Below are 26,381 nucleotides of genomic sequence, written 5' to 3'. Positions count from 1 at the left end.
GTTTAGTCTACCTTTTTTATCATATTGCACACAATTGAATAGGTGTTTGTCTGTATAGGAATTCATCTTTTTTCCACTATGAAAAAGAGCAGCCTTCTTATAAAGGACTGCTCTTTTTCATCAGTTTGCAACAATATTAACAAGTTTTCCAGGAACGACAATTACTTTGCGAACTGTTTTCCCTTCAATTTGTTCTTTCACTTCTTCAAGTGCAAGTTGTTCCATTTCTTCTTTTGATGCGTCTTTTTTCATTTTCAGTTTTGCACGAACTTTTCCCATTACTTGAACAACAATTTCTACTTCATCTTCTACAAGTTTAGACTCATCAAATGTTGGCCAGCTTGCATATGTGATTGTTTCATTATAACCAAGCTTGCTCCAAAGTTCCTCTGCAATGTGCGGTGCAACTGGTGCAAGTAACTTCACGAAACCTTCTACATATTCTTTCGGAAGCGTTTCCGCTTTATATGCATCATTAATAAACATCATCATTTGAGAAATTGCAGTATTAAAATGAAGCTCTTCATAGTCTTCTGTTACTTTCTTCACTGTTTGGTGATATGCTTTTTCAAGCTCTTTATTCGGCGCATCTGTAATTTTCTCGCTTAATTCACCGTTTTCTTGAACGAATAGGCGCCATACGCGATCTAAGAAACGACGCGCTCCATCAAGGCCGTTTTCAGACCAAGCGATTGAAGCATCTAATGGTCCCATGAACATTTCGTAAAGACGAAGTGTATCAGCACCATGGCTTGCTACGATGTCATCAGGGTTTACAACGTTACCTTTTGACTTACTCATTTTCTCGTTGTTTTCTCCTAAAATCATACCTTGGTTAAATAGTTGTTGGAATGGCTCTTTCGTTGGAACAACACCGATATCATATAATACTTTATGCCAGAAACGAGCATATAGTAAATGAAGTACAGCATGCTCTGCCCCGCCAATATAAATATCAACTGGAAGCCATTGTTTTGCTTTTTCAGGATCTACAAGTGCTTCGTTATTGTTTGGATCGATATAACGTAAATAGTACCAGCAGCTACCAGCCCATTGCGGCATTGTATTTGTTTCACGACGGCCTTTTTTACCAGTCTCTGGATCTACAACATTTACCCACTCATCGATGTTTGCAAGTGGTGATTCACCTGTTCCAGACGGACGAATATTATCTGTTTTTGGAAGAACTAACGGTAATTCTTCTTCTTTCACCGCTGTCATCGTACCATCTTCCCAATGGATAATTGGAATTGGCTCACCCCAATAACGTTGACGACTAAATAACCAGTCACGAAGGCGGTACGTTACTTTTTGATTTCCTGCGCCTGTTACTTCAAGCCATTCAATCATTTTTGCAATTGCCTCTTCCTTATTTAAACCATTAAGGAATGCAGAATCGATGTGTTCCCCATCAGCTGTGTATGCTTCTTTCGTAATGTCTCCGCCTTTTACCACTTCTTTCATTGGCAGATCAAAAGTTTTGGCAAACTCATAATCGCGTTCATCATGAGCTGGAACTGCCATTACAGCACCTGTTCCATAGCTAGCAAGCACATAATCAGCAATCCAAATTGGTAATTTCTCTCCGTTTACAGGATTGATTGCGTATGCACCCGTGAATACACCTGTTTTTTCTTTCGCAAGCTCTGTACGTTCTAAATCACTTTTCGATTTTACAACATCAATGTAAGCTTCTACAGCTCCTTTTTGATCTTCTGTTGTAATTTCTGCAACAAGTGCATGCTCTGGAGCAAGTACGCAGTAAGTTGCTCCAAATAATGTATCAGGGCGCGTTGTAAAGATTGTAAATTTCTTATCTGTACCGTCGATATTAAAATGTACTTCTGCACCTTCAGAACGTCCAATCCAGTTGCGTTGCATATCTTTTAAACTTTCTGGCCAATCAAGCTCATCTAAGTCTTCTAGTAAGCGATCTGCATATGCAGTAATTTTTAGCATCCATTGTTTCATCGGACGGCGCTCAACAGGGTGTCCACCGCGCTCACTCTTACCATCAATTACTTCTTCATTCGCAAGCACTGTACCAAGTGCTGGGCACCAGTTTACAGGAATTTCATCCACGTAAGCTAAACCTTTTTCAAATAGCTTTAAGAAAATCCATTGTGTCCATTTATAGTAATTCGGATCTGTTGTATTTACTTCGCGATCCCAATCGTATGAGAAGCCAAGTGACTTAATTTGATTACGGAATGTGTTAATATTTTTCTCTGTAAATTCCGCTGGGCTATTCCCCGTATCAAGTGCATATTGCTCTGCTGGAAGACCGAATGCATCCCATCCCATTGGATGAAGAACATTATACCCTTGCATACGTTTCATACGTGATAAAATATCTGTTGCTGTATATCCCTCTGGATGTCCTACGTGAAGACCTGCACCTGATGGATATGGGAACATATCTAATGCATAAAATTTTGGTTTGTCTGTCTCATCTGGCGTACGGAATGTTTTATTCTCTTCCCAATACGCTTGCCACTTCTTCTCAATTTCTTGATGATTAAAGCTCATGAGATTCCCTCCTTAAAATACAATTTATTTTCACCGCCTAAAATACAAAAAACCTCTCATCCCTAAAAAGGGACGAGAGGTTATAGATTCCCGCGGTACCACCCTAAATTAATGTAAATACTTACATTCACTTAAATCCGTAACGTGGATGAACGGCCATTGCTACTTAAGTTCACAATCGCAACTCAAAGGCGAGTTCATAATGAAACATGGATTGACTTGCACCAACCGTCAACTCTCTAGACCCGTTTCGCTTACTACTACTCCTTCTCGCTGTTATTAAAAATATGAGTGAAGTTAAATATATTCTAAAACATGTTATATGTTCCGTCAAACTAAACTGCAATTTTTTCGTTCACTGTTTCTTCCACTTTTACTTTCTTATCAAAAATGCTTGTGGCAAAAAATGCTATTACAAGCATTACCATAATTGCTATAAACAATACTTCCATATTGTATAAATCAACAATTGCTCCACCAACAACCGGTCCAAACATTTTCCCTACAGTTGCTGCGCTATTGACAACCCCTTGATAAAAACCAAGTTTATCATTTGGCGCTAGTATATTTGCAATTGTTGGAACAGCCGGCCATACAAATAATTCTCCAATTGTTAATGTCACCATCGCGACAAGAAACATTGTAAATTGCTCCGCCTGACTTAATACAAAAAATGATGCTACAAAAATACCAATTCCGATCATAATTTGCTGCTTTAAAGAACGCTTCATTGCACGAATCATCATACTTACAAGCGGCTGTGCACAAACAATCATCGCTCCATTGATTGTCCATAATAAACTGTAATGACGCAAACTAATATTTAACTCTTGCATATGCGTTGCAATTGCCCCTTGCCACTGTACATACGTAACCCAACATAACGCATATGCTACACAAACAATAAGAAGCGCTTTAAATCCCGGTGTGAGCGAATACCCTTTGTTCATTTTAACTTCTGTTTGTAGACGTTGCTCTTTTTGATCCTCCATACCGCGAAAACCGATAAAAGCAATTAAAAAGAAAATAAAGTACAAAATAAAGTTTGCTAAGAAAATATAATCAAAGCGATAAGAAGCAACTAGGCCACCGCATGCTGTGCCAACAGCAATTCCGACATTTTGTCCAACATACATCGCATTAAATGCACGCCTTCCACCTTCTGGCCAAACTGCACCAACCATTGCATACATCGATGGAAAGACCATTCCCGAACCGAAACCAATTAATGCAAGCCAAATGACATACAATGGCCAACCATGGAAAAATACAAGACCTAAAATAGCAACAAGTGTAATCACAATTCCAAGTAACGTCGATTTATATCCGCCCCACTTATCAAACAATGTACCACCAAGCAAATTTCCAATTACGCCCGTAAGTGAGTTAATCATTAATACCATTCCGGCCACTGACAAAGATTTACCTAAATGGTCGTGTAAATAAATTGTATTAAAAGGCCATAAAAAAGAAGCACCTGTGACATTAATAATCATTCCAGCTACTAATAGCCATACTTTTCTTGGCATCGTGTCCCCTCCTATTCTGTTTTTTTCGTTCTTATATAACAGTAAAATTGTAGTCGTTTTTAAATAGGAAGGCAACTGATTAATAGTTGATGAAATTCAGATAATAGTAGAAAAAATACCGAACATTCTCTGCTCGGTATTTTTCCCTTACTCTTCTTTCGGAAGAACAATTCCTTTATACAATTGAACTGTAATTAAGTAGTAAATAGCGTAAATGACTACGAAAATAACAATTGGAACCCAAATGCGGAAGTACGGATCAATTAAAATAAATCCGAAGATATTCATACCAACTAACACATGGACAATACCTATAATTGCCGGAAATAAGAATACGAAAAATAACTCTTTATAAATAGATTTCGTTAATAACTCACGACGCACTCCAATTTTACGAAGCATTTGATAACGTGTAATATCTTTAGAAGCGCCAGAGAGAATTTTAAACATTAAGCAACTTGCCATCATTGCTAAGAAAGCAATTCCAAGGAAGAACCCCATAAATACTGTCCCGCTAGCAATCGTGTAAAATCCTGTATACATTGTATATTTACTTTGGAAGCTTCCTTCTTTTGCATTTTTATATTTCGCTTCCTGCAATTCGTCAAGTTTTTTCCATTCTTTTGTGTATGTGACAAAATCATCTGTTTTTCCAAGAAATACAATACCTTCTGTACCTTGCATATCGTTATACATCTTTTTATCAACAATTTTTATGGTATGATTAGGATGGACATAGAAAGGTTCTATTTTAAAGAATACTTCATTCCACTCTTCTGGCAGTACCTTTGCGTTAGGATCTTTTTCATTTCCACCTGAAATTGCTCCAACTGGAAGTTCTTCAGACACTTTTTTAAACTTAGCAACATCTTTTAAACTTTCCGCATTTTCACGATTAGATGTATCCATTATAATCGGACGATTCTTTTCTAAATCTTCATTTAAGTAGTAAACAAATTTATCGTCTACTTTATAGCGATATTCGCTTTTCTCTTGAAATGAAATCCCGTCTAAAATTTTCTTTTGTTCAGCTGTTGGATTATGAATTACTGCATCATATACTTCAAAAAGATCCACTGTATTCATTACATTATTTTTAAACGCCATCCCGCCAGAAATGGCTCCTGCACCCAGTGCAATTAACATCGCCACTGTTGCAAGTACTCTTGTTAAACTATTAATCCGGAAATTTAATTGTGCAAATGTAAAGGCATTCAATCCTTTTTCATTCCGCTTTTTGTTACTCTTTAGCTTTTTAATAATAACCGGAAGAAGTGCTCCGAACAGCATGTAAGTTCCTGATGTTACTGTAATTAGCGCAATAATAATGCCCATTTGCTTTAACTTATCCATATAAATCATGGAGGCATATCCAATTCCTAATAAAATAACTGCAAGTACCGCAATAATACTAGTTAGTTGCCCTTTCACTCTAATGCGCTCTGCTTGCGCATCTGCATGAACAAGTTGTAAAACGGAAATACGTGATAACTTAATACTGTTCATAATTGCTGATAATACAAATAATACAAAAAAGAAAATACAAGTAACGGTCATCGATGGAATATAAAACGCTTGATAACCACTTCCAGTAAACTCTAATTGTTTCATCAATAATTGACCGATTCCTTGTGCAAGCCCTGTACCAACTATAATCCCAATTACGAGAGAGGCAACTCCAATAATGACTGTTTCCATAAACATAAGCAAAGTAATTTTATGTTTCTTTGCTCCTAACATCATATACATGCCAAATTCTTTTTGGCGAAGCGATAATAAGAAAGAATTCGCATATAAAATATAAAAGAACGTAATAATTGCTAGTAAAAACGAACCAGCTTGAAAGACGAAAGTAATCGATTGAATGACCGAGTTAGATTGAAGAAATGCTTTATTCAACGCTAACGTTTGGAACATATAAAAAATTGAAATAGACATGACAAGACCAATTAGTAAGACGATATAATCTTTCAGCTTACTTTTTAATCCTGACATAGACAGCTTAAATAACATCCTGTTACCTCCTTTCTTACGCTTTTTTTGTGCCTAAATCTGCAAGCACATCTAATATTTCTTTATAAAAGTCTTCACGTGTTCCACTTCGATGAATCTCTTTATATAACTCACCATCTTGAATGAATAAAATACGCTCACAGTAACTTGCACTGTATGGATCGTGCGTTACCATCATAATGGATACACCTTGTTCTTCATTTAAATTCTTCATGGCTTCTAAAAGGCTTGTTGCATTTTTGGAATCAAGCGCTCCGGTTGGCTCGTCCCCTAAAATAATAGCTGGCTCATGCACAAGGGCACGTGCTGCTGCTGAACGTTGCTTTTGTCCCCCAGATACTTCAGATGGATATTTTTGAAGTATCTCTGAAATCCCTAGCATTTCTGCTACCTTTTCTACTTTTGGTCCAATCTTGCGTGATGAAACACCTTGAAGTGATAGCGGAAGAGCAATGTTTTCATAAATCGTTAAGTTCTCCAGTAAGTTGAAGTCTTGAAAGATAAATCCTAATTTTTGAGAACGAAAATCAGATAGCTCCCCTTGCTTCATCTTTGTAATATCCGTTCCTGCAATTTCAACAACACCACCTGTTGCTTTATCTAACGTTGAAATCACATTTAGTAATGTTGTTTTCCCAGAACCAGATGGTCCCATAATCCCAACAAATTCTCCCTCTTGAATCGAAAACGATACACCTTTTAAAGCATAAGATTGATTTTCACCTTTTTTACCGTACACTTTTTGGACGTTTTTTACGTCTACAACTGATTTGCTCATATACATCCTCCTACATGTTTTCTGCTTCCTATTTTGCATCTTTTCCCGAATCTCTACCATTGGTTAATATTACATTTACCTTACATTTTTGTAATATATATAAAGCTGGGCTTACATAAGCTCAGCTTTATATATTAACCTTTTAACACAAACTCATTTCCTTCATTATCTTGAAAGATCGCGAAAGTTCCCCAAGGCATTTCGTTTGGTTCTTGTTTAAACCCCACACCGTTTTTCTTCATTGTCTCATACGTCTCTGTCATATTGTCTGTTACAAATACAATTGATGCTTTTAACTCATTTGCATTTGGCATCATTGTTTTTGGATAAATAACTAAGTGTGACCGGGCTCCTTTTGGTCCTACTTCAATCCAACTTGCATTTGCCCCCATTGGGTCATTACGATATACTTCAAATCCAGCCTTCTCTGTCCAAAATTCAAGTGCCTGTTGTTGATCATCTACGTAAAGTGCGACTGTGCCAATATGTGCAATCATTGTTGTTTCCTCCAAATCTTTTCTCGGTTATCAAGCATAATATATTTCTCTATAAAAAGCGACTTTCATCATGCTTTATAAGCTACGAGGCAAGCTGGCTTATTTTTTAAGCAGCTTGTCACATCGTTAATTTCTGTAAAATTGTAAGCGTCCAATACGTAAGATTACAAAATAAAGTCAGGTCATACTTCGACCTGACTCACTCTGATTGCTTCGATTTTTGAGGTTGTCCTTTTTTACGATTACGTTGTTTCGCTTGAACAACTGGGTCAAGTTCATTTGAAAACTCAGCGTTATGCCCATTTTGTGTTTTTTGCTCTGGATTATTTTGATCAGAACGTTTTGCCACTTTTATTCACTCCTTATTAGTGCGGCGTAACAATCATTTGATGTTGCAATTGTCTAATTGCCATACGCACACGATTTAGCTGCTCACGCTGTTCATCATTCGCATGTTGCTGCATCACTTGTAAATCATTATAAGCTTGTTCTAACTTTAACTGAGCATCTGAATACTCCATTGTATTGTAATGCTCTTGCCTACTTCCAATATCTAACTGCTCTTTTGCATATTCCATCGCCTGTTCAGCTTGCGTAATGTATACTTCAAGTGATTGACGCTCTGCCATAACAAATTCCTCCTTGCCGTTACTTCCCCTTTAGTGTGTCCCTTCCATATCAACCTTATGAGTATGTTATAATGGATTTTGTTTTTACTGTACGCTCTTAAATGTAGGAGGAATATAAGTATGAAGGTTCAAAACCCTTTCCCATATACAAATGATAACAAACGTTACCATACGTGGAACTATCATTTACGAAAAGAATTTGGTGAAAAAATTTTTAAAGTTTCATTAGATGCCGGCTTTGACTGCCCGAACCGTGATGGCACAGTCGCATACGGCGGTTGTACGTTTTGCAGCGCTGCTGGTTCTGGTGACTTTGCTGGTGATCGTCGCGACGATGTTGTAACGCAATATTATGAAATGAAGGAAAAAATGCACACAAAGTGGAAGGATGGAAAATGTATTGCCTATTTCCAAGCATATACAAATACCCACGCTCCAGTTGAAGTATTAAAAGAAAAGTTCGAACCTCTTTTAGCAGAAAAGGACGTAGTCGGTCTCTCCATCGCAACGCGCCCAGACTGCTTACCTGACGATGTTGTAGAATATTTAGCTGAATTAAATAAACGCACATATCTTTGGGTTGAACTTGGCTTACAAACTGTTCACGAACGCACTGCGAACCTGATTAACCGTGCTCATGATTATCCAACATATATAGAAGGCGTAAATAAACTTCGTAAACATGGCATTAATGTATGTTCTCACATTATTAACGGCCTTCCGCTTGAAGACTATGATATGATGATGGAAACTGCACGTGAAGTGGCAAAACTTGATGTGCAAGGGATTAAAATCCATCTGCTTCATTTACTAAAAGGGACACCTATGGTGAAGCAATATGAAAAAGGACAATTACAATTTCTTTCCTTAAAAGATTACGTAAATCTCGTTGTTGACCAACTTGAAATCATTCCCGCAGACATGATTGTGCATCGCATCACAGGTGATGGTCCTCCTGACTTAATGATTGGTCCAATGTGGAGCTTAAATAAATGGGAAGTATTAAATTCTATCGATGCAGAGTTTGTACGCCGTGGAAGTTGGCAAGGAAAATTTGCAAACGAGGTGAAACAAGTATGAAATTAGAACGTGTCCTACCATTTGCGCGCACACTTTTACAAACAGCTGTCAAAGAGGGCGATTATGCCGTTGATGCAACCCTTGGCAATGGTCATGATGCTTGTTTTTTAGCAGAGATTGTTGGAGAGAACGGGAAAGTATTTGGATTTGATATTCAAAAAGAAGCCATTGAAAATTCCACTGCTCGCCTAAAAGAAAAAGGATTAGAAGAACGAACAGTTTTCATTCATGATAGCCACGATACGCTACTATCCGTCTTGCCAGCAGAAGCAAAAGGAAAAGTAACGGGAGCTATTTTTAATTTAGGTTACCTGCCTGGTGGCGACAAACATATCGTTACAAAGCCGAACTCGACAATTGCTGCCATTGAACAATTGTTAGAAATTATGGCACCGGAAGGAATCATCGTTCTTGTCATTTATCACGGACATCCAGAAGGAAAAATAGAGCGTGATGCTGTTCTACAATTTGCTGAAAGTTTGGATCAAAAACAAGCACATGTCCTTCGCTATGGATTTATCAATCAACAAAATAACCCACCATTTATTGTGGCCATTGAGAAACGTTAAATATATCGGCGATTTTTTTGATATATCGAACATAACTCCAATTATATCGGCGCAAATTAAAATATATCGGCGTTTCGACATGACATATCGGCCGCTCGACAAAAATCAACAAAGGGACGTGTGGTATGTGCACGTCTTTTTTGTATTGTACCACCCAAACAAAAACCATATAATGGATATACATATAATATATAGAAAGGTGGAAGTATTTTGTTGCTAGAACTAAAAGAAATCCAAAAGAAATATGGCAAACAACTTATATTAGAAAACATCCATCTATCCATTCCACAAGGACAAGCTGTTGCTATAGTTGGCGGCAATGGTACTGGAAAAAGCACTTTGCTCAAAATCATCGCTGGATTTATTCATCCGACAGCAGGCACAATTTACAAAGAATCGAGTATAAAGATTGGATATGTACCCGAGCAGTTTCCAGAAGATATTCGTTTTACACTCGAAGATTATTTATATCACCTCGGCCGTATTCATCACCTCTCAAAAGAGCATTTACAAAGTAAAATCCCTTCATTATTAGGAATTTTTCATTTACAACATGCGAATCATTCCGTTATAAGAAACTTTTCAAAAGGAATGAAGCAAAGAACAAATATTATGCAAGCGCTCCTTAGCGATGTTGATATATTAATGTTAGATGAGCCACTTTCTGGACTCGACCTAAAATCTCAGCAAAAACTGGAACATATATTGCTTACATTAAAGGAACAAGGTCTCACGATTCTCTTCACCTGCCATGAAAAACAACTCTTAGTAAGCTTGGCCGACCGAATTGTAACAATTGCCAATCATACAATTGCAGAGGACAAACTATTGGTAACCGATATCACTCAAAAAGAACATATTTATATAGAAGCGATCGTCCCACATACATTTTCTATCTCAGAATTACAGAAACAACCTGGCTACATCCATGTTACATATGCCGTAAAGCAGCATCTTATTCAATTGCACATCAAAAAAACTTACACAAATGATATACTTCACTATTTATTACATAACAATGCATCCATTACATTATTACAACCTAAATCGTTAAAACAAAAGGAGGATTTTTATGATTGCACTCATTCGTTACAACTTTCTTGATTATACAAAGTCATATAAATACATACCACCAATTGCGATGTATATCGTAAGTTTACTTTTTGTTTATGCCTACAAACCAAACCCAATTGTTTCCACGTATTTAGAAACTGCTCTTATGCTCTATTTACTTGCAGCGTGGATTACCATTACACTATTTCATACAGAAGACCCTGTTCAAGAACAAATTACTCTTTCACATACTAAAAATATACGAACCTTATACCTTGGCAAATATGGAACAGCTCTTCTTATTTGCAGTATTCTTTCTCTTATTTCTGTTATATATCCTATTGCCTTTCAAATGTTTAAAGAAAAAATGACGCTTTCCTTATTTATCACAGGATTTCTGTCCCACTTTTCTTTATCTATACTCGGCGTTTCCATTGCAACACTATTTACACGAAACATCATAAAAAAAGCAAGCACAGCTTGGCTTTCCCTTTCATTTATATTACTGATTACGATTGCATCCATTCGTCTCAAAAAAGAATGGCCCGAACTACTATGGATTTTTCCACCTATTAACGATTTTATGATGCTGAGTTCTTATAAACATAACTTGGCTATCCATACACTATGGCTTACTGCATGGTCACTTGCATATTCCTTTATTTTAATGATTTTGTTTCTTTATCTTGCAAGAAGAAGGAACACGTAGACAAAAACGAGAATTGTTAAATTTAAATTATGAAATTAGGAGGATATACAGAAATGATTGGAATACTAGCAGGAATGGGGCCGAAATCAACAGGGCCATTTATTGACACCGTAGTAGAACAATGTCAACAAATATATGGGGCAAAAAATGATATAGATTTTCCACATATGATGATTTACTCTTGTCCGACACCATTTTATATAGATAAACCTATTGATCATGAAGCAATGAAACAAGCAATTGTCACTGGCGCTCAAAGACTTGAAAACATAGGTGTTGATTTTATTGCCATGCCATGTAATACGGCTCATTTATATTTTAACGAAATACAAAATGCAGTCGCTCTCCCTCTTTTAAATATAATTGATGAGACGCTGAAAGAACTACCAAATCATATTCATAAAGTGACCCTCTTAGCAACAAATGCCACTGTGCAATCTCGTATTTATCAAAACGAAATTACAAAGCTTGGTATAGAATATATACATAAAGAGAGTTGGCAAAAAGATACAATACAAATCATTTCAAGCATAAAAAAAGGTCATCTACATAAAGCAAATGAATTATGGAATACTCTTTCTATAGAGTTAGCAGAAACAGTAGATGCTGCTATCATTGCCTGTACCGATTTAAATGTTGTCACAAACAGCGAAACTGGCAGCCTTTACTTTGTAGATTCATCTGTATGTCTTGCAAAAGCGGTTGTGCATCAATATATAAGAAACAAATCACAACTTACATCTTAAATATCCAAAATAAAAACAACCGACTCTTTTAAAGGAGCCGGTTGTCCATTTATTCTTCAATTGATAAAAATATTTTAATACTTCCATCCTTAGAGTAAAATTCAAAATCCGTTTGATAGGCTCGTTTTATATCACTTTGCCAAATTTTTTCCCAAGCGTGAAATACACCTTGCGGATTGCTATTGTCTACTTCAACAACGTAATAATTTCCAGCTGGAATAATCATTTTATGTGCCGCGACAAGCTCCTTTTCTGTGCCGATATACAAATCATACTCACCTGTATAATCACTTTCATAGTTCGTATAAACACCATATACGTCACCTTTTAAATCAAGCTGAAGAAACTCTTCCCATAACTTAAATATACTGTGTATATTTTGGTTACTTGTTCTCACCTTTTTCCCATACACCTGTTTTTCAGTAACTGCTATATTCATGTATATCCCCCCAATATTTAATAAGTAAAGGGTAACATACAAAATATGACAACAGTCTGTCAGCTTTTATAAATATATTCAATTTCTTCTCTATATTTCTTTTTTAGCCATAACGGTTCTACAATTTTTACATTTCTGCCAAACATCAGCAAAAATGGTAATATATTTTTATTAATATCATATTGAAAAGTGACTTGTACATCTCCCTCTTCAAGTATTTCAATTTCTTCATCCGTAAAGAAATCATACAGTTTACCTAATGTACTTTTAGAAAATAACAGCATAATCTGTTCTAACTTTTCTTTGCGCTCCTTTATAAATTCAGGCTTTCTATCATAAACAATCTCAGTATTATCATCGATTATGTCCATTCTTCTAATTCTAGTCAATTTGAATACTCTTAAAGCCTTTCTTAATACACAAACTGCTTCTAAATACCAGCTACCATTCATAAAATTTAGTTTTAATGGCTGAATGATTCGCTTTGATAGATGTCCTGTTTGTGATACATATGAAATCTGCAGTTTCTGCTCCTTCTCAATCATCACAAGCACTTTTTTCACCTTTTGTTTTGTCTCTTCTTCTATCGTTTCTCGGTGTAACGTAGAGAACGAAACTGTCATATTTGACGTGTGATCTCTCTTTGTTTCTTTCAATACCTCTATTTTCTTTTGCAAAATGGATAATTGCTCGTCATCAAAAAGCTCGCTTTTTAAAGTTAAACCTTCTAGTAAAAAACGCTTTTCCTCTTCGCTAAATGTAAACTTGTCTAATCGATAATTATCAATTAGCGTAAAACCGCCATTCTTTCCTAAATAAGAAATAATCGGAATGCCAATCGCCGATAACGCATCAATATCTCGATAAATCGTTCGTTTGCTAACTTCAAATGTGTTGGCTAACTCTTCAGCAGAAATGATATCTTTTTGCAGCAAATAAATAAGTATCGAAAGCATTCTCTCTGTCTTCACTGACTCCCCTCCTTATGTGCTAATAGTAAAAAGCCACTCTTAAACAGAGTGGTCTTTTTACGTCACTGCGCCATTTTCTTTCGGTACATCTTACCGTTCCAATAGAAGAATCGTGAAGTGAAACCGCCATATTTCACAATGCGCCGTGCTATATGCTGCATATTCTTTTTCTCTAAAACTTTTTGATCCGACAAATAAATCCCCAATAATCCGCGGCTAATTAAACGATGAAATTTCGCATGCGGCAAGTCACTAATACTTTTTTCCGCCTCTTGCACAAAATGTTTCATTCTTGCTAATATGACCTGCTCATTTTCATAATAGCTACAAAAATTCAAATCACCGCCAATTCGGTCTTCTTCTTGATCAATGAAATAATCCAGTAAAATATGAAGACCTTGCACGTAAGGAAAATACCCTTGTTTAATCTTTATAATATCCTCATCAAGTAATTCGTCATGGAAAGCATACGCCACGAGACAAAAAATTCCAAGAGTTGATCCTGCGCATGCTGAAAATTCAAACCAGCTCATTGGTGGAACACTTTCTTTATGAGCTTCAAACCACGTTTGTAAACGCGGCTCTCGTTCTTCTAATTTCACGTGCTTATGAATTTGCAAATCACAATAATAACATGCAAGTTCATGAAGAATAGGTGCAATTTTATCGTAATGCTTCGTTTTCCTTAACACATCCTGACAAGTAGCTACAAGTTCATCTAAATATCCACCATCATCTTGGTCATCACGATATCGATAATAATTGCCACCACTTTCACTTTCAGGTGTTAACGCCATTAACATTGATTCATGAAGTGCAGCAAAATCTTTCGGATCAAGCGATGTACTGCGATCACATAAATTATCTAAGTAATCGCTAATCGTCTGATACGCTACAATAAATCGAATACATTCCTCCCTTTGCTCATTTGCAAGTAGAGCTAAAATACTACCACCCTCACAATGAAACGTTTTATGTTCAATACTTGCAAGCGCTTGATTATGGAGTTCGTCATTCGGAATATGATAAGCACGCTCTTTCCACATTGCCAGCTCATGGTGTACTACCGGAAACACATCACGGTATACTTTCGCCATGAGCGTTATGGGATTACTCGGTACGTTCACTTCGGCCTTCATCTCCTCTATTAAATGTACAAATTCATTATTTATTTGTTTCTATTCTGTTATTGACATGCATTTCAGTAAATGACTTGATATAATTAAAAACTTCATCTCGCTCATACTCATTTAATAACTCATGATAACAATTCGGCCATTCTTTATACGCCTTATCACTGATTTTTAAATTATCAAACCATTTACGGACACTTGTTTTATCTACTAGTTTATCCTCACACGCCTGCATTAGCAAGAGCGGAACGTCTGGGAACTCATCTATTTTTTCATGAGCAATTCGTGTAGATTTTATCAATTCACTATACCAGCGAACGGATACCTTGCGCAAGAACAATGAATCATTTTCCATTGCATCGCGAACTTCTTTATTTCTTGTTGACATTTCCACTGTAAGATTCGTCGGAAATTGTAATTTCGGCATAACAATATTTAATACCTTCGCCAGAGCTCGAAGTGGTGCCGCTGGAGTAGCTAACACCCCTAAGCATGGTGAACTTAATATAATACCATCTATATCTTCGCGCTTCGTTTCTTCCATCATTCGAATGATGATAAGTCCCCCCATACTATGTCCCAATAAAAAAATAGGTAGTCTATACTTTCTCGCTTCTTTTATCCATACTTTGACCTCTTCTATGTATTCATCAAACGAATTAATATGTCCTCTATTTCTTGACGTTGTTCCATGAGCAGGAAGATCTCCCATAACAACATGATACCCAATGTGATTCCACTCTTCTGCCAGCGCTTCATAACGTCCATGGTATTCCATGGCACCATGCACAATTACGATAACAGCCTTTGCCGATTCCGCTTCATAATTCCACATATAATTCTCCTCCATTTCACTCTGTTTCATAATTTGATACACTAAAAATAGTCTCTAGGAAAGGAAGGCTGAACATGATCTATTCTTACAAAGATAAAAATCCGAAAATTGCGAGTAGTGCTTTTATTGCTGACTACGTTACGATTACAGGTGACGTTACAATCGGTGAAGAATCCAGCATTTGGTTTAACACTGTCATTCGGGGGGATGTGTCTCCAACCATCATCGGAAATAGAGTGAATGTACAAGATCAATGTACCCTGCATCAAAGTCCGCAATATCCTCTCATTTTAGAAGATGATGTTACAATTGGACATCAAGTAATTTTACATAGCTGCATGATAAAAAAAGACGCTTTAATCGGGATGGGGTCTATCATTTTAGACGGTGCTGAAATTGGTGAAGGTGCTTTTATCGGCGCTGGAAGCTTAGTTTCACAAGGAAAGAAAATACCTCCTCATACACTTGCATTTGGACGTCCCGCAAAAGTCATTCGTGAATTAACAGATGCAGATCGAAAAGATATGGAACGTATTCGTAAGCAATATGTTGAAAAAGGACAATACTATAAATCATTACAAAAATAACTCTTCTTGCTGCCATAACAATGGCAGCTTATTTTATGAAAATACAAATAGTTTCTTTACAAAATTTTATCCCGCTATTTTAGGGCAGCCCGATTGGTGAGGGCTCATAATCAGTGGGGAATGAAGCCCCCCTGATTAAAGTTTCACTTTATTATCTCCTCAACAAAATCTTATTAAAATAGAAGATATCATCTCAATATATATGTAAATGAGAAGGAAGATGTTCCATGAAGATGAAATCTGTCAGCTCCTTATATAAAATAGCGTGTTACATTTTCAAAAGAATTAACCGTTATTTCGATCAAAAAACATTAAATGTCTTTTTCCGTATCATTACACACATCGGTGATGCAATCTTCTCTATCTCACTCGTCCTTTGTCTTCTTATTTTTTTCAAAAGGGATTCTACAAATTATGCAGCAGCTGTTTCCTTAACAATGAGCCATATTCCTGTACAAATGTTAAAAAGATGGTATCCACGTAAACGACCTTATTTAACAATCCAAAATGCAAAATATCCATCGCATTCTTTAAAAGGCTATTCTTTTCCATCTTGGACACACAACAGCCATTTTTTCTGTTATCATTCCATTTATTTCTTTTTACATGTAAGTAATTCTGCATATTCTTCTTTCGTATTCACATTTACAAACCATGTTTTTTCTATATTCCATTCATCTCCCGTCACATACTTTACATTACAATGTGATAAAAGTTGCTCCATGCTCCGTTTTTCTTCGTCTAATAACTTATAAATTTTCTCTTTCACATTCTTATGATACGCCCCTAATAACGGCTGCTTTCTCCCCTCAACAATCGGAATAATCGCTTCATACTCATCGTCAATTTGTCCTGTTATTTGTTTTATCCATTTGCTAGAAATATTCGGCGTGTCACAAGGTGAAATCATATACCATTCTGCTTCAAGATGCTCCATACCAGATACAATTCCTGCAAGCGGTCCTTCTCCTTTATAGAAAGAAATATCTTCTATAACAGGAACTTCTATTAAATGAGCTACACGTTCTTTTATGCTAGCATGACTAATGACAACTATATCTTGCATTACATCCTGCATCACTTGAACAATCCGTTCAATAAACGTATACCCTTGCCAACTTACTAAGGCTTTCGGTTCTCCAAAGCGTCTAGACATACCACCAGCTAATACAATTCCTGCTACGCTCTTCATTGGCGATTTAGCTCAAATATAATATGCCCGAGCTCTGGCAAAATCAATTTATTCATCGCAAGACGCACAGCTCCAGTCGAACCTGGCATAGCAAAGACAACCTTTCTGCCCATTGTTCCCCCAATTGCTCTACTTAACATTGCTGCACTCCCGATATCCTCTAAATAACTAATCGTGCGAAATAGCTCACCAAATCCAACAATCTCTTTATCTATTAATGCCGAAACTGCTTCAATCGTTACATCGCGCTTTGTAATACCAGTTCCTCCGTTTGTTAAAATAACGTCGACATCTTCTTGATGATATCCACTTAATACAGCTTGCCTAATACTTTCTTTATCATCTTTTACAATTTCATAGGCAGTTACGAAATGACCTGCTTCGCTTAATAACTCATGTAATACCTTACCGCTTTTATCCGTTGTATCTGTACGTGTATCAGACACAGTAATTACTTTACAACGCACTTCTTTTGGCGCTTGTTTTTTATGTTCTACTACACTCATGCTCATTCTCCTCTTTTAACAAACTCTATTTTATTTTATCATACCCGATTCAATCCCTTGCTTATATGAAGCACATCACACTTTCATCATTATGTAGTGACGACACAAAATAATATGTTACAATATTAGTATATAAATCCATAAAGAGGAATCTTATTGTTTCTTCCACCACATATCATCTCTACGACTCACTCAATCACAATTACTATTTTTCACATTCTATAAATCGAACCGTATTTTCACAATGAGGAGGATATACATGGGACTCTATCAAAAACTTACAACAACATTTCTTCTTTTGTTTGCTGCTTCCATAAGTGCAGGATTTGCGTTAAAAGATGCTGTACCTCATGCAACGATTGGCGGAATTAGTTTTGCCACGTTTTTTTTACTATGCAGTGCATTTTGCGCTGGAAAAGCGCGTCAAAAGAGAAGATGATTGCAAATATTCCGCAGTAAGCCAATACTTTGTAAGTCTTGCAAAAAAGAAATCAAATCTTATGAAAAATCATGGATTCATATGCCTACCCCTAGTAGCGGGATGACAAATATAAAAAATATATTGAACTGAATGGACAAATATATTGTAATGCTTGCGCTGAGGTATGTACGAAACAAAATAATGAGATGAAATAGGAGGTATTTCCAAATTGTTTGAATCTAACCGAATTCGCTTACGAAAGTTATCAGAAGACGATATTCCGACTTATCATCTTTGGCGTAACGATCCTGAAGTTATGCAAACAACTAGCCCTATACTTGATACATATTCATTCGAAGAGACCGAAGCATTTTGCAAACAAATCATACACGCAGCTAATTCCAAAAGTTATATCATCGAATTGAAAAATGACAACCTCCCAATAGGAATTACCTCTCTCATTCAGATTGATTCCTATAACCAGAACGCAGAATGTATCATCGATATTGGGCAGAAAGATTACTGGGGACAAGGATATGGTAAAGAAGCATTAACTCTATTATTAAACTACGCTTTTCGAGAATTAAACTTACATCGCGTTTCTCTACGAGTATTTTCGTTTAACGATAAGGCAATACATCTTTATAAGAAACTTGGCTTTCAACATGAAGGGACTTGTAAAGAAGCGATATTTCGAAATGGGGCATGGCATGATATTGAACTTTTTGCACTATTACAGCCTAACTATAAATAAAAAAGGTTTTGCGCGAAAGCGCAAAACCTTTTTTATTATATTATAGACCAGCTTGCTCTTTTAAGTCAGCTGCTTTGTCTGTACGCTCCCAAGGAAGATCTACATCAGTACGTCCAAAGTGGCCGTAAGCTGCTGTTTGTTTGTAAATTGGGCGACGTAGGTCTAACATTTTAATAATGCCAGCTGGGCGAAGATCGAAGTTGTTACGAACTAATTCTACTAGTACCTCTTCAGATACTTTCCCAGTTCCAAATGTATCAACTGAAATTGATACTGGCTTCGCTACACCAATTGCATACGCAAGCTGTACTTCTGCTTTTTCAGCAAGACCAGCTGCTACAATATTTTTCGCAACATAACGTGCTGCATACGCTGCAGAACGGTCAACTTTTGTTGCATCCTTACCAGAGAATGCACCACCGCCGTGACGAGCATATCCACCATAAGTATCAACGATAATTTTACGTCCCGTTAATCCAGCATCCCCTTGTGGCCCACCAATTACGAAACGACCAGTTGGGTTAATAAAGAATTTTGTTTCTTCGTCCATTAATTCTGCTGGCACAACAGCTTTAATTACATGCTCTTTTAAGTCGCGATCGATTTGTTCCCATGTAATTTCCGGATGATGTTGAGTAGAAATTACAATTGTGTCGACACGTACTGGTTTACCATTTTCATCATACTCAACTGTAACTTGCGTTTTACCGTCTGGACGTAAATATTCTAATGTTTCATCTTTACGAACTTCCGTTAAACGACGAGCTAATTTGTGAGCAAGTGAGATTGGAAGTGGCATTAATTCTTTCGTTTCATTACATGCGAAACCAAACATTAAACCTTGGTCTCCTGCACCAATCGCTTCAATCTCAGCATCAGTCATTTGACCTTCACGTGCTTCTAACGCTCGGTCAACACCCATAGCGATGTCAGCAGATTGTTCATCGATAGATGTTAAAACTGCACAAGTTTCTGCATCGAATCCATATTTTGCACGAGTATACCCAATGCCTTGTATTGTTTCACGAACGATTTTTGGAATATCTACATACGTAGAAGTTGTAATTTCCCCCGCTACCAATACTAAACCAGTTGTTACTGTTGTTTCACAAGCTACACGTGCATTTGCGTCTTTTGATAAGATCGCATCTAAAATTGAATCAGAAATTTGGTCACAAATTTTATCTGGATGTCCTTCAGTTACAGACTCAGATGTGAACAGATGACGTTGTTTTGTCATGTGGTAAACCTCCCTACAGTAATTGTATATATTGTACGGAACTCATCCTTAACTTGCCACAAATTGCGACATTCATTTATTCTCCCACACAAGTATAAAGAAAAACCTTTCCCATTATATAGAGGAAAGGTTTGGTTTGCTACTTGCATACTGCTTTTTGCCCTTCGCTCTTATCGTTCGAGACCATTCGCCTCGCACAGGTTTTAGCACCTATTCACTTGTTTTTACCAGTACAAGTGAGGTTGCTGGGCTTCATCGGGCCTGTCCCTCCGCCAGCTCGGGATAAGAGAGTATCCGTCCCAACCTATACTAAAGAAATGCTATTCATTTGTCAATTAATATTCATTTATTCCTACAAGTTTTTCACGCTAAAATATAAATAAGAAAATTATACATTCACACAAACAAAAATAAATAAATAGTATACATTATTTATATAATTGTGTTATACTTTTGATGGGGATTACGAGAAATATTTCATAAAATGAAAAGGATGGTATATAAACTATGAGTACTGTGAATGTCCAAATTGGATTACATGAATTACTGAACGGAAGCAATGCACAGATTCAACTAAGCGTTCCGCAGTTAGTGGAAAAAGTACTGATGAGAAATGAAGGAAAACTAACTTCTACCGGTGCTGTTTCTGCTTCAACAGGAAAATATACAGGACGTTCTCCTAAAGATAAATTTATCGTGAAAGAACCATCGGTTGCAAATAAAATCGCTTGGGGACCTGTAAATCAACCGATTTCTGAAGAGCGTTTTAATAAATTATATACAAAAGTATTAGAGTACTTAAAGGAAAAAGAAGAACTATTTGTATTTAAAGGATTTGCTGGCGCTGATCGTAACTACCGTCTGCCAATTCAAGTTGTAAACGAATATGCATGGCATAATTTATTCGTTCATCAATTATTTATTCGTCCAACTGAAGAGGAATTAGCAAATCATAATGCACCATTCACAATTGTTTCTGCACCAAACTTTAAAGCAGATCCAGCAGTTGATGGCACAAACTCTGAAGCATTCATTATTGTTTCATTCGAAAAACGCATTGTGCTAATTGGTGGTACTGAATACGCTGGAGAAATGAAGAAATCTATTTTCTCTATTATGAACTTCTTACTTCCTGAACAAGATATTCTTTCTATGCACTGCTCTGCTAACGTAGGGGAAGAAGGCGACGTAGCATTATTCTTCGGCTTATCTGGAACAGGTAAAACAACTTTATCAGCTGACCCACATCGAAAATTAATCGGTGATGATGAACATGGATGGTCTGATAATGGCGTATTCAATATTGAAGGCGGTTGCTACGCAAAATGCATTAATCTTTCTCATGAAAAAGAACCACAAATCTTTGATGCTATTAAATTCGGATCCGTATTAGAAAATGTTATAGTTGATGATAAAACACGCATTGCAGACTATAGCGATACAGCGTTAACAGAAAATACACGTGCTGCATATCCAATAGATGCGATTGACAATATCGTTCTACCAAGTGTTGCAGGACACCCAAATACCATTATTTTCTTAACTGCTGATGCATCTGGTGTATTACCACCAATCAGTAAGTTATCAAAAGAACAAGCTATGTATCATTTCTTAAGCGGTTACACTAGTAAACTAGCAGGGACTGAACGTGGTGTTACATCTCCACAAGCTACATTCTCTACTTGCTTCGGTTCACCATTCTTACCGCTTGATGCATCAAGATATGCAGAAATGCTTGGTGAAAAAATTGAAAAGCACGATGCAAAAGTATTCTTAGTAAATACTGGTTGGACTGGCGGCGAATACGGCGTTGGGAAGCGCATGAATTTAGCTTATACTCGAGCAATGGTTCAAGCTGCATTAAACGGTGAACTGGATAAAGTAGAAACCGTAAAACATGATATCTTCGGTCTAGATGTTCCACTTCATGTGCCAGGTGTACCTGATGAAGTATTAATGCCTGAACAAACATGGGCTGATCAAGCTGCTTATAAGCAAAAAGCAATTGAACTTGCTAATCAATTTAAAGAAAACTTCAAGAAATTCGATAATGTCTCAAAAGATATTATCAACCTTGGCGGTCCAACTGCTTAAGAATGACTCTTACCCATATGAATAAGTATGTTGTAAATCAAAATAAAGCTACGCGTACTCACCGACAAAACCCAATGCGACTTTATCGGTTATACACATACTTACAATAAAAAAGAAGCTTACGATAAAAAACGTAAGCTTCTTTCTTTATATAAAATCCTACCTTCAAAAACCAAACAGAGTGTCTCACTTCTTTTGAAGAAGGAACGTTTTATACTTATAATCTATTTCTGCTCATCTTTCATGCTGTAATACCCTAAATTAATGACAATTAAGATGTAACCACCCATAATCCCAACAGCAAACGCCCACATTACCATATGATGTTCGATTTCATACATAATAATTGCACCCAGTATCGCTGCTGCAAATCGATTAAACATTCCAAGGGACGGTGCCTTTGTTTTTTTTACAATGCTATCCCCAAGCTTTTCAATGCGTCTGCCTAAAATCCAAACACAATACATACTAACTAGTAGACCGATTCCCACACCTAAAAAATGTGCAGAAAATGGAGTCATTGCCCATCCTAGTAGCATAATACCTAGCAAATAATACATTTGAATTTTAAACGCCCTTAATGACATACGAATCATACTATGCTCCTTTACTGTTATTCATTTCTATCTACATACCATCACATTTTATTTGTTATATTTACAAAAATCATATAAACACTGCGTTTATGTTATTAAAATACTTTTACAAAATAACATTATACAAGATTTTTACTGCCTATCCTAAAGATTTTTTGACGTTTTTGCAAACATTTTTCTGTCCATTTCCCAAAAAATTGATATCAATCTATAAACATATGGATATGATGTAGTAAGCACATAAATAAAGGGGGCGTCTGATGATTTATTTTTTATTGGCTCTTATTCATTTCATTGTTCCAGCACTTATTGGCCTTTCTTTATATTGGTACACAAAAAAGCACAGTATCTTCTATGCTGTTCTCGGTGTCCTTCTTCCCGGCATCATTCTCATCACATTATTTCGTATACCGTTTCTTAATTTAATCCCTCTTATTACTGCTATTCTTTTTCTCATATTTCTTCCCAAAATAAAAAAATAGGAAAACAGATCACGATTGATCTGTTTTCCTATTTTGATATATGTTCTGATATGATTGCCTGTGATGCTCGCTCTTCAAATTTCACAAACCATAATCCGAAAAAAATAATACATCCACCAATGATTTGCTGCATAGAAATATGCTCTTTTGCCCATAACGCTGCAAATAACACTGCTACAAGTGGAGTAATATACATATACACCATCGTATGGGATGCTCCGATTTTTTGAACCCCTATATACCACATTACCAAACCAAATACTGTTACAAAGAAAATAGAATATAAGAGCGCAAACCATGTCATTCCTTTTTCAATTTGAAATGGTAATAAAAAGACATGCCATCCACTCAGTAGACAAAGTGGAATCGCCCCAACAACCGCTGACCAAGCAGTGACACGTAGTGCTGTATATTTTTTTATAAGTGGTCCCGCTAATACTGGATAAAGCCCCCAACATATTGAAGTAATAACCCCAATCCCATTTCCATAGAACGAGCTGGCAAATGAATGGCCCGCTCGTAACACAAGTACTGTGCCTGCACAAGCGATAATAGAACCGATGAATTTTCGAATAGAAAAATTCTCTTGTTTCAGCGAAATTGTAAATAGTGTTGTAAAAATAGGTGAAATAGAAATGAGTAAAGAAGCATTTGTTGCAGATGTATATTTTACAGTTTCCATAAATAATGTTTGATATAGTATAATGCCAACAACACTGACAATAATGAGCCTCGGTATATCTCTTCTCTCTATATAGAGCGACTTTTCAATATAAAACGTAAGTAATAATAACAGCGGTGCTGCTGCCATCATCCGAAGTGCTGTAAATTCAATCGCTGTAAATTCTAATAGCCCGTATTTCGCAATCGTATAATTGATGCCCCATATAACCACAACGCTAAAAATTAATACTTCAATTCCCCATCTCCTCATTCTTATCTCCCCCATAAGAATAATTATACAGAAATTTCAATCCATTTTGCGTTTTTATTATCTAAAAAACTCCATAAAAAAGGAGCATATTTTTGCTCCTCCTTCATTCATTACACTCGAATATGAAGTTTCATATTTGGATTATAAAATTGACTCGGACTCTTTAATTGAAAATACTCACCCGATTCATGCAAATCGACAATCAATTTATCATCCATAAATACAAGCTTTGTACGATCTGCGATAAATTTTAATTTATTTGACGCAACGTCTACATCACGTTCCTCTTTTTCAGATACAGCTACTAAATCAATAATTCCACTCATTACACAGCCGCACCCTTCGTTATCATAAAATAACTTCATAAATTTCGTCTCGTTTGGAATCGTATCCATAATTTTTTTATAAGCTGTATCTGTTACAGTTACATACATATTTATCCGTCCCATCTTTATATATTTTTACATTCTTTTATCTGGCTATTGATCCCGCTTTTTTAGGGCAGTGAGATGATCTATAAAAACCTTGTCTTTTTATTCATTCTCTCTTTTACTAAAAAAGGCAAGGTTTTTATCTAACCCATTCTATACTCAAATACACTTAAAAAATCAATTATTACTGATTTACAGAAATTCCTATTTCATAAAAATCTCGCTCTTGCAAAATAGGGGATACATACACAATAGATTTTACAGTTATATTTAACGGTACAGTTGTAATAATAAAGTCTACATCCATTCCTTCAATATCTCCTTGTAACACCCTTTTATTTTTCCCTTCTATAAACTCTAGTTGATCACCATACCGTTTATTAATACAGCTTTTCATATACTGTTCCCAGCTTTTTCCTTCCCCTGTAAGAAGTAACACTTTTTTTCTATTTTTATTAGGGAGTTTTCCTATTGCTGCAATCCTCATAGTTACTTTTGCAACTTCTTCGTCCGGAATATCTGTTAGTTTCAATTGTTTTCCCCATTTTATATACGCCTTTTTTACTAAATCAAACGTTTCTTTATAGTTTTTCTTTATATATGCACACGTATCTTTTTCTGGAGCTTTTATTCTAGGAAGGAATTTTAATATATAAAATGTATTTCTACAATACTCAATCATTCCATATACAAAATCTTCATGACTAGCTAAATCCATTTGTAATTCTTGCTCCAACATATCAATGAAATTCTTTATATAAACATAAGCCTGTATTTTCCCTTCTGTATAAAGCGTTAATTCTTCTCTTTTGGAATTTGTTTCATTTTCACTTACATAACTCGATAATTTAATAATGATAATTAACAACACTTGTTCTTCAATATGTAAAGGTCTATTTCCATCTTTCTTTATAATGTGCTCCCCTTCAAATATTTTTTTGTAATATAAAGATTCAAGTGTATTTTTAATAACCCATTCACTAAATTGTACTTTATATCCTTGATTCATTCGCTTAAAAAGAATTGCCAGAATAAAGACTAATCTTCTTCGGTCGTTAGAATAAAATAGAATTCCTAGTTTCTCCTCAATATAGTCTACATAACTTAATAGCACTTCTTCTTTATATTCTGGAAAAGGCCATTCGTCTTCTATAAAAGCTTCTAAATAACGTTCAGAAAACATAAGTATAATTTGAAACTCATTCCCTATAATTTGTAACGGTTTCTTTTGTAAAGACAAACCAAATTTCTTTATATATCTGGCAAGCCTTCTTAACACTGTATTAGTAGAAGAAATAGGTAGATATAAATTTTCTGATAAAGATGTAACTGTGCTTGAACTTTCTTCTAATAATTGCTGAAGAACTAAAAACGTTCGAGACTGTTTTAAAAGTTTCGAAATCACCTCAGAAATTGATTGATCTTGAGGTAAAGATAACTTTACACCTTTTCCTTTTTTAGAATGTATCGTTGTGCCTGTTGGTAATAAATCATTAATCACTACTATATCTTTTCGTATCGTTTTACTAGAAGAATTCAACCGCTTTTCCAATTCTAAAAGCGTGAACCACTTCTTTTCTTGAACAAGAATATTTAATAAATTGATTTTGCGCTCAATTTCTTTTTCCATCGTT

The 26,381-nt window shown here is 35.9% G+C and carries 28 protein-coding genes, 2 pseudogenes, 1 riboswitch and 1 other annotated feature; of the genes and pseudogenes, 12 read left to right on the top strand and 18 right to left on the bottom strand.

What is annotated here, in order from left to right; all coding sequences use genetic code 11:
* Nucleotides 1-120 precede the first annotated feature (120 nt).
* The 7 genes from leuS to MR056_RS10900 all read right to left on the bottom strand — a co-directional run bounded on the left by leuS (nucleotide 121) and on the right by MR056_RS10900 (nucleotide 7,975).
* Complete coding sequence (gene leuS / locus MR056_RS10930) at nucleotides 121-2,529, bottom strand: leucine--tRNA ligase (protein WP_012095876.1); 2,409 nt, start codon at nucleotides 2,527-2,529, stop codon at nucleotides 121-123.
* Nucleotides 2,530-2,594: 65 nt separating this feature from the next.
* Nucleotides 2,595-2,812: a binding site (T-box leader), on the bottom strand.
* Nucleotides 2,813-2,864: 52 nt separating this feature from the next.
* Nucleotides 2,865-4,058 carry an MDR family MFS transporter gene (locus MR056_RS10925; RefSeq protein ID WP_012095877.1) on the bottom strand — a complete coding sequence of 398 codons (1,194 nt, stop codon included), beginning with the start codon at nucleotides 4,056-4,058 and terminating at the stop codon, nucleotides 2,865-2,867.
* 147 nt (nucleotides 4,059-4,205) lie between these two features.
* Nucleotides 4,206-6,071: an FtsX-like permease family protein gene (locus MR056_RS10920; protein WP_012095878.1), complete on the bottom strand. Its 1,866-nt coding sequence runs from the start codon at nucleotides 6,069-6,071 to the stop codon at nucleotides 4,206-4,208.
* Nucleotides 6,072-6,087: 16 nt separating this feature from the next.
* On the bottom strand, nucleotides 6,088-6,849 hold the full coding sequence (locus tag MR056_RS10915) for an ABC transporter ATP-binding protein (RefSeq protein WP_041810079.1): 762 nt from the start codon (nucleotides 6,847-6,849) through the stop codon (nucleotides 6,088-6,090).
* Nucleotides 6,850-6,983: 134 nt separating this feature from the next.
* Nucleotides 6,984-7,346 (bottom strand): VOC family protein, encoded by a 363-nt coding sequence (locus tag MR056_RS10910; RefSeq protein ID WP_012095880.1) that lies wholly within the window; start codon nucleotides 7,344-7,346, stop codon nucleotides 6,984-6,986.
* Between the two features lie 199 nt (nucleotides 7,347-7,545).
* Nucleotides 7,546-7,695, bottom strand: coding sequence for a hypothetical protein (locus tag MR056_RS10905; protein WP_003208774.1), 150 nt, complete (start codon nucleotides 7,693-7,695; stop codon nucleotides 7,546-7,548).
* A gap of 16 nt (nucleotides 7,696-7,711) precedes the next feature.
* Entirely contained in the window at nucleotides 7,712-7,975 is a 264-nt protein-coding gene (locus tag MR056_RS10900) for a YtzC family protein (RefSeq protein ID WP_012095881.1), read from the bottom strand.
* Between the two features lie 120 nt (nucleotides 7,976-8,095).
* Between MR056_RS10900 and mnmL the strand changes: the two genes are divergently transcribed.
* The 5 genes from mnmL to MR056_RS10875 all read left to right on the top strand — a co-directional run bounded on the left by mnmL (nucleotide 8,096) and on the right by MR056_RS10875 (nucleotide 12,132).
* Nucleotides 8,096-9,055, top strand: a complete 960-nt coding sequence (mnmL, locus tag MR056_RS10895) for a tRNA modification radical SAM protein MnmL/YtqA (RefSeq protein ID WP_012095882.1) — start codon at nucleotides 8,096-8,098, stop codon at nucleotides 9,053-9,055.
* On the top strand, nucleotides 9,052-9,624 hold the full coding sequence (gene mnmM, locus MR056_RS10890; RefSeq protein WP_012095883.1) for a tRNA 5-(aminomethyl)-2-thiouridylate-methyltransferase MnmM: 573 nt from the start codon (nucleotides 9,052-9,054) through the stop codon (nucleotides 9,622-9,624). Before mnmL ends, mnmM begins: the two co-directional genes overlap by 4 nt.
* A gap of 210 nt (nucleotides 9,625-9,834) precedes the next feature.
* Nucleotides 9,835-10,728, top strand: coding sequence for an ABC transporter ATP-binding protein (locus MR056_RS10885; RefSeq protein ID WP_012095884.1), 894 nt, complete (start codon nucleotides 9,835-9,837; stop codon nucleotides 10,726-10,728).
* Nucleotides 10,697-11,386, top strand: coding sequence for a hypothetical protein (locus MR056_RS10880; protein WP_012095885.1), 690 nt, complete (start codon nucleotides 10,697-10,699; stop codon nucleotides 11,384-11,386). The genes MR056_RS10885 and MR056_RS10880 overlap by 32 nt, the downstream gene beginning before the upstream one ends.
* A 53-nt stretch (nucleotides 11,387-11,439) precedes the next feature.
* A complete protein-coding gene (locus MR056_RS10875) occupies nucleotides 11,440-12,132 on the top strand; it encodes an aspartate/glutamate racemase family protein (protein ID WP_041810081.1) in 693 nt (230 codons plus the stop codon).
* A gap of 49 nt (nucleotides 12,133-12,181) precedes the next feature.
* Here the strand turns inward: MR056_RS10875 and MR056_RS10870 are convergent, their stop codons facing one another.
* The 4 genes from MR056_RS10870 to MR056_RS10855 all read right to left on the bottom strand — a co-directional run bounded on the left by MR056_RS10870 (nucleotide 12,182) and on the right by MR056_RS10855 (nucleotide 15,510).
* Entirely contained in the window at nucleotides 12,182-12,571 is a 390-nt protein-coding gene (locus tag MR056_RS10870) for a GyrI-like domain-containing protein (RefSeq protein WP_012095887.1), read from the bottom strand.
* Between the two features lie 59 nt (nucleotides 12,572-12,630).
* Entirely contained in the window at nucleotides 12,631-13,542 is a 912-nt protein-coding gene (locus tag MR056_RS10865; protein WP_012095888.1) for a helix-turn-helix transcriptional regulator, read from the bottom strand.
* Between the two features lie 62 nt (nucleotides 13,543-13,604).
* On the bottom strand, nucleotides 13,605-14,669 hold the full coding sequence (locus MR056_RS10860; RefSeq protein WP_012095889.1) for a tetraprenyl-beta-curcumene synthase family protein: 1,065 nt from the start codon (nucleotides 14,667-14,669) through the stop codon (nucleotides 13,605-13,607).
* A 37-nt stretch (nucleotides 14,670-14,706) separates the two neighbouring features.
* Nucleotides 14,707-15,510 carry an alpha/beta hydrolase gene (locus MR056_RS10855; protein WP_012095890.1) on the bottom strand — a complete coding sequence of 268 codons (804 nt, stop codon included), beginning with the start codon at nucleotides 15,508-15,510 and terminating at the stop codon, nucleotides 14,707-14,709.
* A 74-nt stretch (nucleotides 15,511-15,584) separates the two neighbouring features.
* Between MR056_RS10855 and MR056_RS10850 the strand changes: the two genes are divergently transcribed.
* Nucleotides 15,585-16,097 (top strand): gamma carbonic anhydrase, encoded by a 513-nt coding sequence (locus MR056_RS10850; RefSeq protein ID WP_012095891.1) that lies wholly within the window; start codon nucleotides 15,585-15,587, stop codon nucleotides 16,095-16,097.
* A gap of 227 nt (nucleotides 16,098-16,324) precedes the next feature.
* Nucleotides 16,325-16,700: pseudogene (locus tag MR056_RS10845) on the top strand (phosphatase PAP2 family protein); the annotation flags it as partial.
* Here MR056_RS10845 and MR056_RS10840 read toward each other — a convergent pair.
* Nucleotides 16,690-17,289, bottom strand: coding sequence for a molybdenum cofactor guanylyltransferase (locus tag MR056_RS10840; RefSeq protein WP_012095892.1), 600 nt, complete (start codon nucleotides 17,287-17,289; stop codon nucleotides 16,690-16,692). The pseudogene MR056_RS10845 and the gene MR056_RS10840 sit on opposite strands and share 11 nt — an antisense overlap.
* A complete protein-coding gene (locus MR056_RS10835; RefSeq protein WP_012095893.1) occupies nucleotides 17,286-17,795 on the bottom strand; it encodes a MogA/MoaB family molybdenum cofactor biosynthesis protein in 510 nt (169 codons plus the stop codon). Before MR056_RS10835 ends, MR056_RS10840 begins: the two co-directional genes overlap by 4 nt.
* A 259-nt stretch (nucleotides 17,796-18,054) precedes the next feature.
* Here MR056_RS10835 and MR056_RS10830 point away from each other — a divergent pair, with 259 nt between their 5' ends.
* The 3 genes and pseudogenes from MR056_RS10830 (at nucleotide 18,055) to MR056_RS10820 (ending at nucleotide 18,970) form a co-directional block, all read left to right on the top strand.
* The gene (locus tag MR056_RS10830) at nucleotides 18,055-18,234 is read left to right on the top strand and encodes a hypothetical protein (RefSeq protein WP_041810083.1); all 180 of its coding nucleotides are present in this window, start codon (nucleotides 18,055-18,057) and stop codon (nucleotides 18,232-18,234) included.
* 6 nt (nucleotides 18,235-18,240) lie between these two features.
* Nucleotides 18,241-18,431: pseudogene (locus MR056_RS10825) on the top strand (hypothetical protein).
* A gap of 14 nt (nucleotides 18,432-18,445) precedes the next feature.
* Nucleotides 18,446-18,970: a GNAT family N-acetyltransferase gene (locus MR056_RS10820; RefSeq protein WP_012095895.1), complete on the top strand. Its 525-nt coding sequence runs from the start codon at nucleotides 18,446-18,448 to the stop codon at nucleotides 18,968-18,970.
* 40 nt (nucleotides 18,971-19,010) lie between these two features.
* Here MR056_RS10820 and metK read toward each other — a convergent pair whose 3' ends face one another.
* Nucleotides 19,011-20,210, bottom strand: a complete 1,200-nt coding sequence (metK, locus tag MR056_RS10815) for a methionine adenosyltransferase (RefSeq protein ID WP_012095896.1) — start codon at nucleotides 20,208-20,210, stop codon at nucleotides 19,011-19,013.
* A 167-nt stretch (nucleotides 20,211-20,377) separates the two neighbouring features.
* Nucleotides 20,378-20,499: riboswitch (SAM riboswitch) on the bottom strand.
* Between the two features lie 218 nt (nucleotides 20,500-20,717).
* Here metK and pckA point away from each other — a divergent pair.
* Complete coding sequence (pckA, locus tag MR056_RS10810) at nucleotides 20,718-22,304, top strand: phosphoenolpyruvate carboxykinase (ATP) (protein WP_048723967.1); 1,587 nt, start codon at nucleotides 20,718-20,720, stop codon at nucleotides 22,302-22,304.
* 224 nt (nucleotides 22,305-22,528) lie between these two features.
* Here pckA and MR056_RS10805 read toward each other — a convergent pair whose 3' ends face one another.
* Nucleotides 22,529-22,900 carry an ATP synthase subunit I gene (locus MR056_RS10805; protein WP_012095898.1) on the bottom strand — a complete coding sequence of 124 codons (372 nt, stop codon included), beginning with the start codon at nucleotides 22,898-22,900 and terminating at the stop codon, nucleotides 22,529-22,531.
* Between the two features lie 260 nt (nucleotides 22,901-23,160).
* Between MR056_RS10805 and MR056_RS10800 the strand changes: the two genes are divergently transcribed.
* Nucleotides 23,161-23,382 (top strand): hypothetical protein, encoded by a 222-nt coding sequence (locus MR056_RS10800; RefSeq protein ID WP_012095899.1) that lies wholly within the window; start codon nucleotides 23,161-23,163, stop codon nucleotides 23,380-23,382.
* 28 nt (nucleotides 23,383-23,410) lie between these two features.
* Here MR056_RS10800 and MR056_RS10795 read toward each other — a convergent pair whose 3' ends face one another.
* The 3 genes from MR056_RS10795 to MR056_RS10785 all read right to left on the bottom strand — a co-directional run bounded on the left by MR056_RS10795 (nucleotide 23,411) and on the right by MR056_RS10785 (nucleotide 26,377).
* Nucleotides 23,411-24,316 (bottom strand): DMT family transporter, encoded by a 906-nt coding sequence (locus tag MR056_RS10795; protein WP_012095900.1) that lies wholly within the window; start codon nucleotides 24,314-24,316, stop codon nucleotides 23,411-23,413.
* Nucleotides 24,317-24,426: 110 nt separating this feature from the next.
* On the bottom strand, nucleotides 24,427-24,750 hold the full coding sequence (locus tag MR056_RS10790; RefSeq protein WP_012095901.1) for an iron-sulfur cluster biosynthesis family protein: 324 nt from the start codon (nucleotides 24,748-24,750) through the stop codon (nucleotides 24,427-24,429).
* A 181-nt stretch (nucleotides 24,751-24,931) separates the two neighbouring features.
* Nucleotides 24,932-26,377: a BglG family transcription antiterminator gene (locus MR056_RS10785; protein ID WP_012095902.1), complete on the bottom strand. Its 1,446-nt coding sequence runs from the start codon at nucleotides 26,375-26,377 to the stop codon at nucleotides 24,932-24,934.
* Between the last annotated feature and the right edge of the window lie 4 nt (nucleotides 26,378-26,381).

This window comes from Bacillus cereus group sp. BfR-BA-01360 (assembly GCF_022663595.1).
Taxonomy (GTDB): Bacteria; Bacillota; Bacilli; order Bacillales; family Bacillaceae_G; genus Bacillus_A; species Bacillus_A cytotoxicus.
The sequence above is the reverse complement of the archived record's forward strand: the minus strand, read 5'-3'. Positions and strand labels throughout refer to the sequence as shown.